The sequence below is a fragment of the Treponema berlinense genome (assembly GCF_052273165.1).
Taxonomy (GTDB): Bacteria; Spirochaetota; Spirochaetia; order Treponematales; family Treponemataceae; genus Treponema_D; species Treponema_D berlinense_A.
Genome location: NZ_DAVZIU010000015.1, coordinates 44,304 through 54,807, shown reverse-complemented (window position 1 = coordinate 54,807; position 10,504 = coordinate 44,304). Strand labels below are relative to the sequence as shown.

Genomic DNA, 10,504 nt, shown 5'->3' with positions numbered 1-10,504 from the left:
TTTTCCGCACCGGCGAATTCCTGTAACAACTTTTATAAGCTGCTTGTCTTTAAAAGTTATTAAAATATCAAGGAATTCGTGTCTAGTTATCTGATTTTGTAAAATCATATTTATAAAATACGATAGAATGACAATTTTGTAAAGTCTACTTTACACTATCGGTTTATACAAATGAAAACTTGTAAGAAATAAAGAAAATGCTATATTTACTCCGAAAATATGTGGTAAATAACAATTTTTCGGAGTAAATATGGTAATTCAACGAAAAAAATATCTTGATATGCTTGTTGAAGGCAATGGAAACGGACTTGTAAAAATAGTTACTGGCATTCGCAGAAACGGAAAATCATTTTTGCTGTTCAATATTTTCTATTTTATTCAGCAAAATTCAAGTATTTGTAAATTTAATTCTTCTGATAGTTGGGTTATTCTTAGTCCACTTGAACAAAGCATTAAATCCAAGATTGAACAAGTCGGAACACCTTTAAAAGAATGGGATATTTCAATTAATTATGGAATAAAAACAGGATTTAACGATGCTTTTATAATAAGTGGCGAAAAGAGGCAAGAAATTCTTAATAATTGTTCTGATGTTCAAGAAAAAGCAAGAACTGATGAAATAATACGACTGAATTTTTTCATCTGCTTGACAAAAAGAAACCTTGCATAGAAAATTAAAAGATGTTATTTAATAATAAAAAAATTAAAAAATCTGTTATTTTTCTTACAGTAACATTATGTTTTTTTTCATGTTCGCTCAACTATGAAACTGAAAAAAATTCTGAAGAATCAGTTCCAGAATTTTCTTTTACAGGAGCGGTTTTTAACAGATACAAAGACAACAAAATTTCAATTCAACTTGAAGCAGACAAACTAGAACAATACAAGGCGGACGGATCTTCTTACGCTCAGTCTGCACAATTTAAGACTTTCAAGGACGACGGAACACTTGATACAGACGGATATTGCAGTCTGCTTGCTTCCAACACGAATGATGAAAAATATTCGCTTTTTGACGGAATTTCGATAAATATTTATAGCCAGGATTTAAAAATCACAGCAAAATCGCTGCATTTTAACGGCAAAACAGAACAGCTCACTTCCGGCAGAAACGAACAAGTTACGATTGCAAGAAAAGGCACAACTGTAAGCGGAACAGGTTTTTCCGCAAGTGGAATAAGCCGAAAATTCAGTTTTGAAAACCAGGTTTCCGGTTCTGTAATTGACAAAGAATACGACGGAGACAAAGAATGAAAAAACTCATTTCGATAATCTTTGCCTTGGTTCCAGCACTGATTTTTTGCGAAGAAATCACTTTTACGGCAGATTTTATGTCAGGAACGGCAGGCAGCAAAACCGACACGACAATACTTGAAGGAAACGCAACAGTTCAAACTTCCAGCATGAACATAAGTGCCGACGCGATCGAACTTTCGGGCGAAGATTTCAGGTTCATTACGGCAACTGGAACGGTTAGTGGAAGCATTACAGAAAGTCAGATGGATTTTACCTGCGGAAAATTAAAATACGACAGGCAGACAAAAGTCGCTCAGCTCGAAGATGCGGTTCATCTTGTGGACGTTGCAAATGAAGTGACTGCGGATGCTCAAATCATCGAATACAACCAAAACAGCGAAACAGCCGTCATGCAAATTGAAATAACCTTGACGCAAAAAGATAACGTCTGCACCTCGGCATTTGCGATTTATAAAAAAAACGAACAAAAACTCGAAATGAGCGGAAATCCAAAAATTCAGCAGGGAACAGATTCTTTCAGGGCGCAGGAAATCACCTTAAACCTCGAAACCCAGGAAATAACACTCGACGGACGCGTAAAAGGAACAGTTTCGGACAGTAAACCGGCAAAAACAGAAACTGTCACAGAATCAACAGGAGCAGAAACCGACTCTCAAACCGAAAACACTCCGTCAGACAGTGCAGTTCCTCCTCAAACCGAAAACACTCCGTCAGACAGTGCAGCTCCTCCTCAAACCGAAAATATTCAGGAATACAACCAGAAAAATTCTGAAAAAACCGCAAAATCAACTTCGGAAAACGCCTCTTCCGCAAAAAACTAAAATAAGGAAAATAAAAAACTAATGTCAGAAAACAACAGCGAAAACAACATCGAAGAAAACGCAATTCCTCCTCAAACCGAAAATCCGCCCTCAGACAGCGCAATTCCATCGCAAACGCTCCACACGCTCAAAGTCAATTCACTTTACAAATCATTTGGCAGAAAAAAAGTTGTTCAAGGTGTCGATTTTCAGATGCACACGGGAGAGGTTTTAGGACTTTTAGGACCAAACGGAGCCGGAAAAACAACATCTTTCTATATGATTGTAGGTTTTTATCAGCCGACAAGCGGAGAAATTTTTCTGGACGATGAGCGCATCACCGACCTTCCAATGTACAAACGCGCCAGACTCGGAATTTCTTACCTTCCGCAGGAACCTTCCGTTTTTAGAAAACTCACGGTCGAAGAAAATATCTGGTCAATTCTCGAAACCCGCCAGGATTTAACAAGAGCCGAAAAAAGACAGCGCCTCGAGGAACTAATCGAAGAATTTTCAATCGGAAGAATCCGGAAACAGCCGGCATTTACGCTTTCCGGAGGAGAACGTCGCCGAACAGAAATTGCCCGTTCCCTCGCAATTGAACCAAAATTTCTCCTTTTGGACGAACCTTTTGCCGGAATCGACCCGATTGCAGTTGCTGACATCAAAGCCATGATTAAACTTCTTGCAAAAAGAGGAATCGGAATACTCATAACCGACCACAACGTCCGCGACACTCTCGAAATTACAGACCGCGCAATAATCATTTCGACAGGTCAAATTCTAATTCAAGGAAGCCAGCAGGACATTATCGACAGCCCAGTTGCCAGAGAAATATATCTCGGTGAAAATTTCCATATGTAGAATAAAATTCTGGAGCGCAACTTTCTCTCTAACCGTCCCTGCACAATTCCGCTTTCGCTCCATCTTTTTGCCTTGCAAAAAGACGCCTTCGCGTTGTTCCGGCACGGGCTAAGTTTTTTTTTCTAAAAAACACAAAACCGTGTTTTTATCCTAACTTGTCTTTGTTTTTTCAAAAAAGCAAAAAAAATCCTGCCCCGTAAGACATTCTCAATCTTCGGTGCAGGATTTATTTTTATCTTGCGTATTCAACAATTCGTGTTTCGCGAATCATTGTCAACTTTATGCGTCCAGGATAACGCAAATCTGTTTCAATCTGCTTTGCAATCTTCTGCGCAAGCTCTTTAACTTCGCCATCAGGAATTTTCTCGTTATTTACAAGAATACGAAGCTCACGTCCAGCCTGAATTGCATAAGCTTTTTCGACACCCTGGAATTTTTCTGCAATTTCTTCAAGGTTTTCAAGACGTTTTACATAATTGTCCGCAGTTTCTTTTCTTGCGCCTGGACGAGCCGCAGAAATTGCATCTGCAATCTGAACAATAACCGCTTCGAGTGTCGCAGGCTCACAATCCTGATGGTGGGCGGCAATAGCATTGATAACTTTCTGGTCTTCGCCAAATTTTCTTGCCATTTCTGCGCCGACTTCTGCATGGTTTTTGTCGCTGTCATTTTCCGCGCCTTTGCCAATATCGTGCAAAAGAGCCGCACGTTTTGCAAGCTCGCGGTTCGCTCCGACTTCACCTGCAATAAGGGTTGCGATTTCTGCAACTTCTTTTGAGTGGGTAAGAACGTTTTGACCGTAGCTTGTGCGGAAATACAAACGCCCCAAAGCACGGACTCCATCCTGGTTCATATTGTGAATTCCAAGATCAAAGAGCGCCTTTTCGCCTTCTTCGTAAATTTTCTGCTGAACTTCTCTTGTTACTTTCTGTACAATTTCTTCGATTCTTGCAGGATGAATACGACCGTCTGTCACAAGTCTTTCGAGAGCCTGCTTTGCAATTTCCTTGCGGACAGGATCAAAACAACTGATTACAACAGCTTCTGGAGTATCGTCAATAATAATATCTACACCCGTCAAAGTTTCCAATGCGCGAATATTGCGTCCTTCCCGACCGATAATACGACCTTTCATCTCATCACTTGGAAGAGAAACTGTCGCAACAGTAATATCGCTCGTAACCTCGGTTGCAAGCCGCTGAATTGTTTCTACAAGAATTTTCTGGGCTTTTTTATCTGCCGTCAACTGAGCTTCCTGCTCAATTTTGTTCAAAAGAGCCTGAGCGTCATGGCGCGCGTCATTCTCAAGATTTTTGATGATTAAATCTTTTGCTTCTTGCGCAGACAAACCAGAAATTCGTTCCAGCTCACGGCGATAAGTTTCTTCCTGAGTTGCAATCTGCTGCTCACGTTTTACCATAGAGTTTTCGCGTTCAGCAAATTCCTGCTCTTTTTTGTCCATTTCGCTATTGCGTTTGTCAACGAGTTCTTCTTTTTTAGCAACTCTTGTTTCGTAAACTTGAATTTCCTTCCGGCGTTCACGATTTTCCCGTTCCTGCTGCTGCCGTTCCCGAAGGAGTTGATCTTTTGTTTCTAGCAAATATTCTTTTTTCTGGGCTTCTGCTTCTTTTAATGCGTCCTGTTTTACACGTTCAGCTTTCTGCTCTGCCGAAGATAATTGAAATTTGGCATATAACCAACGAATAATCCATCCAAGAACTATACCAGCAACAGGAAGAATTACGAATAATACAACATTCATAAAATTCTCCTATGCTTCTATTAAGGAGTTGGATTTTTACTGCGGATAAACGTCATCATCGTTCAAAATTCCACAAAAAAGCCGTCCCCAAAATATCCTTTACATTTTAATCTAAGAATATTTATATGTCAAACAAATAAATCAGAGTGTGCAAAAATCTGGGAAAAAGTTAATTAAAATCAATTGAATTCATGTATCTTTCCTGAAATTCAGGAACTGCGGCAAGGTTTATCTGAATCGAATGTTTTTTAATTTCCATTGCCTTTTTTCTCAAAGCTTTAGAAAAAAGCATTGCGGACGCTCCTGCAAGAGCCGCATTTCCGAGCGGAACACAGCAATTTTTAAGTTCGTCGGGAATAAGACCTATTGCACAGGAATCTTCTATATCAAGATGCGAACCAAAACCGCCTGCAATACAAAAAAGAGGAACTGAAGGAGAACGCTCAAGCATATAGCGCAAGCCTGTATAAACCGCAGATTTTGCAAGCTGAAGGTTTCTAATATCCTGCTGGGAAAGATAAACGGCAGGTGTCAATTGAACACAAAAAGAACCGTCACCAAGTTTAGAAACGTTTTTCCGTATTACGCCAGATTTATCGATAAAATTATTTTTTAAGAACGTGCTTCCGGCACTTACAAGCCCAGAACCGCAAATTCCCTTTGCATTGCCACCGCCGATTACAGAGCAGCAGAGTTTTCCGTTTTTATATTCAATTTTTTCAATTGCACCGTCAACTGAACTCATTCCGCAACTTATATTCGCCGCCTCAAAAGAAGGACCTGCAGCAGCCGAAGTGCACAGAATTTTTGCAGGCTGTTCTTCAGTCGCTGGAATAAAAAGCGCAATTTCTGTATTTGTGCCAATATCTGCAAGCAAGAGAGGAGTTAGAACAGGAACGTCCCAGCATGAATTTTCGTCGCTCTGAGGAGAAGGAAAACCTGCAGAAAGCATTGCACAGACAGTGTCCGCGCCAATAAAAGCCCCGACACAAGGAGGAAAATAAACTGGAGTATCGGAATCAACGGAACTTGCGGCAAAAAGTTGTAAAATTTCTGGAGTCGGGAGATCCAGGCTTGAACATTTTTCGTTGATTTTTCCACTTCGAACCTTGTCCCAGCTTGCCGTAAAGCCAAAATGAGACGCTGGAGTAAAAGGAGCGGCAGCAAGACCTTCGACTGGAAACGCGCATACAAAACTGAGCATTGTAGTGTTTCCAGTAATTACGATTTTGGAAACATTTAACTGAATTCCGCGCATTGTTTTTTGAGCAGCAAGCGCCAACGCGTGGGCAAACATTCTTTCTAACTGCGAGATAATTGCATAATGAAGGGCTGATTCTCCAGTTTCTACGACAACAGAAGAACCTGTAAGAGGAGGACGCGTTGCAAAAGAAATCCGGCGGATAATATCACAGCCATAGCGAGCCTGAAGATTTTTTTCTGCAATGACAGAAAGACAGTTTTTTGAGGAAAGCGACCAGATTTTTACAGCAACAGTTGTCGTTCCGACATCTACTGCAATTCCAACATCTGTGATATTAACCTGTTCCGGCTGTTCTTCTGGAATTTGCGGTAAAAACCCCTGTGTTTCAATCTGCATCGATCTGTCCCATAAATAATAAAATCTGTATTTTACAGGATAAACCAAAAATCTCTTAAATGCAATTTTTTTCTTAGTTTTGAATCCTAATTTTTTGAAAGGCGGAACTTTACTTCCAAAATATTGTCGCTCGAACCGCCTCTCGGCATGTGCCGCCAGTTTGCGCAGACTTCCGGTGCGTAGCTTTTTTTACCATAACCAAAATCGTAGGAAATACCAAAGGCAAATCCATTTCCAAAATTTGTGCTTTCGATATAATCTTCAATGTCCTGCAAACTAACAAAATCTGTGCGTCTGCCAAGACAATACTGAATAGTTGTGCAAAGACCTGCAAGTCCAGGATAGATTTTAAAACCTGCAAAACCGCAGTAATCCCAAAGAATAAAGTGCTCGCTGCCTTTCCAGCGTGCGTCCATTATAGAATCCATTCCAAAAACAAGTTTTACAGGTTCGGCAACTGGAAAATCAACGGAAAAATCTCCGCACAAAATGACCTGGCTTTTCTGGTCAAAATCAGAAAGCAAATTTTTTAAATCTTTGTCACCGTAAAAAACATAGCCAGAACCGACACCAAATTCAAACTGCGGCTCGGCAAAAACTGCAAATACTGAAAAAAAACATGCAAAAAGAAAAAAATATTTTTTCATAAAGATATTATCGGAAAAAAGACGTAAAAGGTCAATTTTTTAGTTTTCAAGAAAATCCTAGCCCGTGCCGGAGCAACGCCGAAGGCGTCTTTTTGCAAGGCAAAAAGATGGAGCGAAAGCGGAATTGCGCAGTGGACGGATTGACGGTTAGTTGCGCTCCAAAATAAAAAAGTTAAAACTCACTTTACACAATTTCTGTATATTTTTACAATGTGCTTTGTACCGGGGTGGGAAGAATTTTCCCTGAGATTACACCCGCAGAACTTCGTATGAGGTTCCAACCTGATCCGGATAATGCCGGCGGAGGAAGATATGCTTAGACACATCTTTAAAATTTTTCTTTTTTCTATTCTAGTTTCTATTTGTTTTTCGGGCTGCTCTAAAAAAGCAGGGAATTCTGCACGTCAAAATGAAGTTGTTGTTTACACTTATGACAGTTTTTGCGGTGAATGGGGGCCTGGAGCGGCAATTGCTAAAAAATTTACAGAAAAAACCGGATTAAAAGTTACTTATGTTGATTGCGGCGACGGAGTTGAAGTTCTTTCGCGCGCAACCCTCGAAAAAAACAATGTCCAGGCAGACGTAATTTTAGGACTGGACAACAACCTTGCAAAAAAAGCGGCGGAACAGGATATTCTCGAAGCATACAAACCGGCCGGTTCTGAAGCGGTTTCTGAGGAGTTGAAAAAAGCCCTGGGCTCAAAAAATCTTTTGACTCCTTTTGACTACGCTCCTTTTGCAATCGTGTTCGATACAAAGGCGAATGTTCCTGCTCCAAAATCGCTCGACGATCTTACAAAACCTGTCTACGCAAAAAAGATCATTTTGATGAATCCGAGGACGTCTACCCCTGGACTTGGTTTTGCAGCCTGGACTTGCGCTGTAAAAGGCGAAAAAGTTCTTGACTACTGGAAGGCCTTAAAGCCAAATATTCTTACAATGGCTCCTGGCTGGAGCGCAGGTTACGGACTTTTTACAAATGGAGAAGCTCCCCTCGTTTGCAGTTACACGACAAGCGCGGCTTATCACTACGAATACGACAAAACCGACAGATACCAGGCTTTGATTTTTGATGACGGTCATATTCTTCAGGTTGAAGGCGCCGGTCTTGCAAAAAATGCTCCGAACAAAAAAGGCGCCCAGAGTTTTCTGGACTTTTTAATCAGCGAGGACGCACAGAACGAACTGCCGCTTACACAGTGGATGCTTCCTGCAAACAAAAATGTAAAACTTCCGCAGTCTTACATTGACGGAACTCCTTCTCCTAAAAAACTCTTGTCTTACGATACAGAAAAAGTTAATGCCACTATCGAACAGATTATGGCTGTTTTGGGCGAATAAAATTTCAGAAGGTTTTAGAAAAGATGAACGCAGTCCTGTCTGCAAATGTTTTTTTTCGCATTGCCGGTTTTTCGGTCTTTCAGGCACTGCTATCGACTTTTACGGCCCTTTTAATCGGACTTCCGGCTGCTTTTTTTTGCGGCCGGAGAAAATTCTTTTTAAAAAACTTTTTGCTTTCACTTTCTTCTGTTCCGTTCTGTATTCCTTCGCTTTTGGTCGCTTTGGGCTATGTTAGTTTTTTTGGAATGAACGGAACTTTGAACAGTTTTTTGATGTTCATTTTTGGCAAGGATAAACCGCCTGTCACTTTTTTGTACAGTTTTTTGGGAATCATAATCTGCCACGGTTTTTATAATTTTCCGCTCGTAATGAGCACTGTAAGTTCTGCCTGGGAACGGCTTCCGAGAGCAGAATCGGACGTGGCAATGCTTTTAGGAGCCGGGAAGTTTAAGATTTTCCGGTCGATTACGATTTTTCAGCTTTTGCCTTCAATTATATCAGCCTGTATTCCAGTTTTTTTGTACTGTTTTTTTAGCTTTATGATTGTGCTTCTCTTTGGCTCTGTCGGAACGACAACCCTTGAAGTTGAAATTTATCAGCAGGCAAAGGTCAATCTGAATTTTGAAGCGGCATTAAAGCTCGGCTTTTTGGAAACGATGATTGCCATTTTTTTGGTCACGATTTACACGTTTATTGAACAAAAATCGAAAGGCCTAAAAGGCATTTTTTTTAATGGCGAATCCCTCGAAAAAACGAAAATCTGCGGATTTGAAAAAATTTTTGCATTCATTCTTTTTTTCCTGATTTTTTTGTTTTTTATCTGCCCTCTTTTTTCAATTCTTTACAACGGATTGAGCTCAAAACGGCTTGATTCAAATTTTACTTTTTATAATTTTATTCATCTTTTTAGCTCGCAAAGTTTTTGGAATGCTTTTTTATGGACGTTTATAACAGCCCTGCTCTCCGGATTTTTGTGCGCTGCAATTGCATTTTTTTACGCAGCCGTTCTAAAGATTCTTGATCCGACAGGCCGTTTTTTTATTTTCAGGATAATTCCGATTGCGCCAATGGCAATTTCGAGCGTTGTAGTCGGAGTTTTGATTACGATTCTTGTCCGAAAAGGAAATTTTTTGATTCTTGTTTTGGCTCAATCACTTTTAAACTGGCCAGTTGCGTTCAGGCAGATTTATGCAGAACTTGAAAAACTTCCTCAGACAACAGTTGAAGCTGCTTCGATTTTAAGCCGCTCGCCGTTCGACACGTTTTTTAGAATTTTTATTCCGGTTTCAAGACGTTCTTTTTTTAAGGCAACAGCTTTTTGTTTTGCCCTGAGTGCCGGTGATGCAACACTTCCGCTCGTGCTTGCAATTCCCCGGTTCAATACGCTTGCGCTCTACACTTATCGTCTAGCAGGAAGGTATAAATTTAACGAAGCCTGCGCTTCTGGAGTAATACTTGGAATTTTATGCGCGGTGATTTTTTCGCTCGGCAAACTAGCCTCTGGCAAAAAATTGAAAAAACAGGAAGGCTCAGAAAATGGCATTTTTTAGTGCAAAAAATTTAAAAAAAGAATGGGAGAATTTTTCCCTAGATGTTTCTTTTGAATGTGAAAAATCCACAATGACGACGATTTTGGGACCTTCTGGCTCAGGAAAATCTTCCGTTTTGCGCCTGATTTGCGGTCTTGAAAAGTCGGAAACGGCAGAAATAAGCCTTGACGGAAAAGACATAACAAAGACCGCTGTACAAAACCGAGGAATCGGCATGGTTTTTCAGAGCGCGAACCTTTTTGGACATTTGAGCGTAGAAGACAACGTTTCGTACGGACTTGTCTGCCACGGAACTAAAAAAAAGGAAGCCAGAAAAATGGCTTGCGACTTCTTAAAAAAATTCAACCTTGAAAATTTTGGAAAACGCTCTCCAGAAACTCTGAGTGGCGGAGAAGCGCAGAGAGTGAGCCTTGCAAGAACCTTGATTGTAAAACCGCAGCTTGTACTTTTTGACGAACCGCTTTCGGCACTGGATGCGCCTTTAAGAAAAAAACTCGCCGCAGAAATCCGAAGACTGCAAAAAGAAATAGGCTTTACAGGAATAATGGTTACGCACGACCTGGCCGAAGCAAAAGCCGTAAGCGACAAAATTATTTTAATGAAAAAAGGTCGCATAATCTGGCAGGGAGATTCCAAAGACTTTAACGAAAATATGATGGAATAGACCAGCGACAATGAGCCGT

10 protein-coding genes are annotated in these 10,504 nt (G+C 40.5%); 7 read left to right on the top strand and 3 right to left on the bottom strand.

The window, feature by feature from the left end:
• Nucleotides 1–250: 250 nt before the first annotated feature.
• From ACT6XC_RS06540 to lptB, 4 genes are read left to right on the top strand one after another with little or no spacing between them, the layout of a single operon-like run.
• Complete coding sequence (locus ACT6XC_RS06540; RefSeq protein ID WP_443741236.1) at nt 251–670, top strand: hypothetical protein; 420 nt, start codon at nt 251–253, stop codon at nt 668–670.
• Between the two features lie 11 nt (nt 671–681).
• Entirely contained in the window at nt 682–1,254 is a 573-nt protein-coding gene (gene lptC, locus ACT6XC_RS06535; protein WP_443741235.1) for an LPS export ABC transporter periplasmic protein LptC, read from the top strand.
• On the top strand, nt 1,251–2,078 hold the full coding sequence (locus ACT6XC_RS06530) for an LptA/OstA family protein (RefSeq protein ID WP_443741234.1): 828 nt from the start codon (nt 1,251–1,253) through the stop codon (nt 2,076–2,078). The genes lptC and ACT6XC_RS06530 overlap by 4 nt, the downstream gene beginning before the upstream one ends.
• A gap of 21 nt (nt 2,079–2,099) precedes the next feature.
• Nucleotides 2,100–2,921, top strand: a complete 822-nt coding sequence (gene lptB, locus ACT6XC_RS06525; RefSeq protein WP_443741233.1) for an LPS export ABC transporter ATP-binding protein — start codon at nt 2,100–2,102, stop codon at nt 2,919–2,921.
• Between the two features lie 232 nt (nt 2,922–3,153).
• Here lptB and rny read toward each other — a convergent pair whose 3' ends face one another.
• The 3 genes from rny to ACT6XC_RS06510 form a co-directional block, all read right to left on the bottom strand.
• A complete protein-coding gene (gene rny, locus ACT6XC_RS06520) occupies nt 3,154–4,683 on the bottom strand; it encodes a ribonuclease Y (RefSeq protein WP_443738675.1) in 1,530 nt (509 codons plus the stop codon).
• A 169-nt stretch (nt 4,684–4,852) separates the two neighbouring features.
• Nucleotides 4,853–6,283, bottom strand: coding sequence for an ASKHA domain-containing protein (locus ACT6XC_RS06515; RefSeq protein ID WP_443738676.1), 1,431 nt, complete (start codon nt 6,281–6,283; stop codon nt 4,853–4,855).
• 86 nt (nt 6,284–6,369) lie between these two features.
• Complete coding sequence (locus ACT6XC_RS06510; RefSeq protein ID WP_443738677.1) at nt 6,370–6,930, bottom strand: hypothetical protein; 561 nt, start codon at nt 6,928–6,930, stop codon at nt 6,370–6,372.
• A 312-nt stretch (nt 6,931–7,242) separates the two neighbouring features.
• Between ACT6XC_RS06510 and ACT6XC_RS06505 the strand changes: the two genes are divergently transcribed.
• From ACT6XC_RS06505 to ACT6XC_RS06495, 3 genes are read left to right on the top strand one after another with little or no spacing between them, the layout of a single operon-like run.
• Nucleotides 7,243–8,271, top strand: coding sequence for a thiamine ABC transporter substrate-binding protein (locus ACT6XC_RS06505; RefSeq protein ID WP_443741232.1), 1,029 nt, complete (start codon nt 7,243–7,245; stop codon nt 8,269–8,271).
• Between the two features lie 23 nt (nt 8,272–8,294).
• Nucleotides 8,295–9,821: an ABC transporter permease gene (locus tag ACT6XC_RS06500; RefSeq protein ID WP_443741231.1), complete on the top strand. Its 1,527-nt coding sequence runs from the start codon at nt 8,295–8,297 to the stop codon at nt 9,819–9,821.
• Entirely contained in the window at nt 9,808–10,485 is a 678-nt protein-coding gene (locus ACT6XC_RS06495; RefSeq protein WP_443738680.1) for an ABC transporter ATP-binding protein, read from the top strand. The genes ACT6XC_RS06500 and ACT6XC_RS06495 overlap by 14 nt, the downstream gene beginning before the upstream one ends.
• Nucleotides 10,486–10,504: the final 19 nt, after the last annotated feature.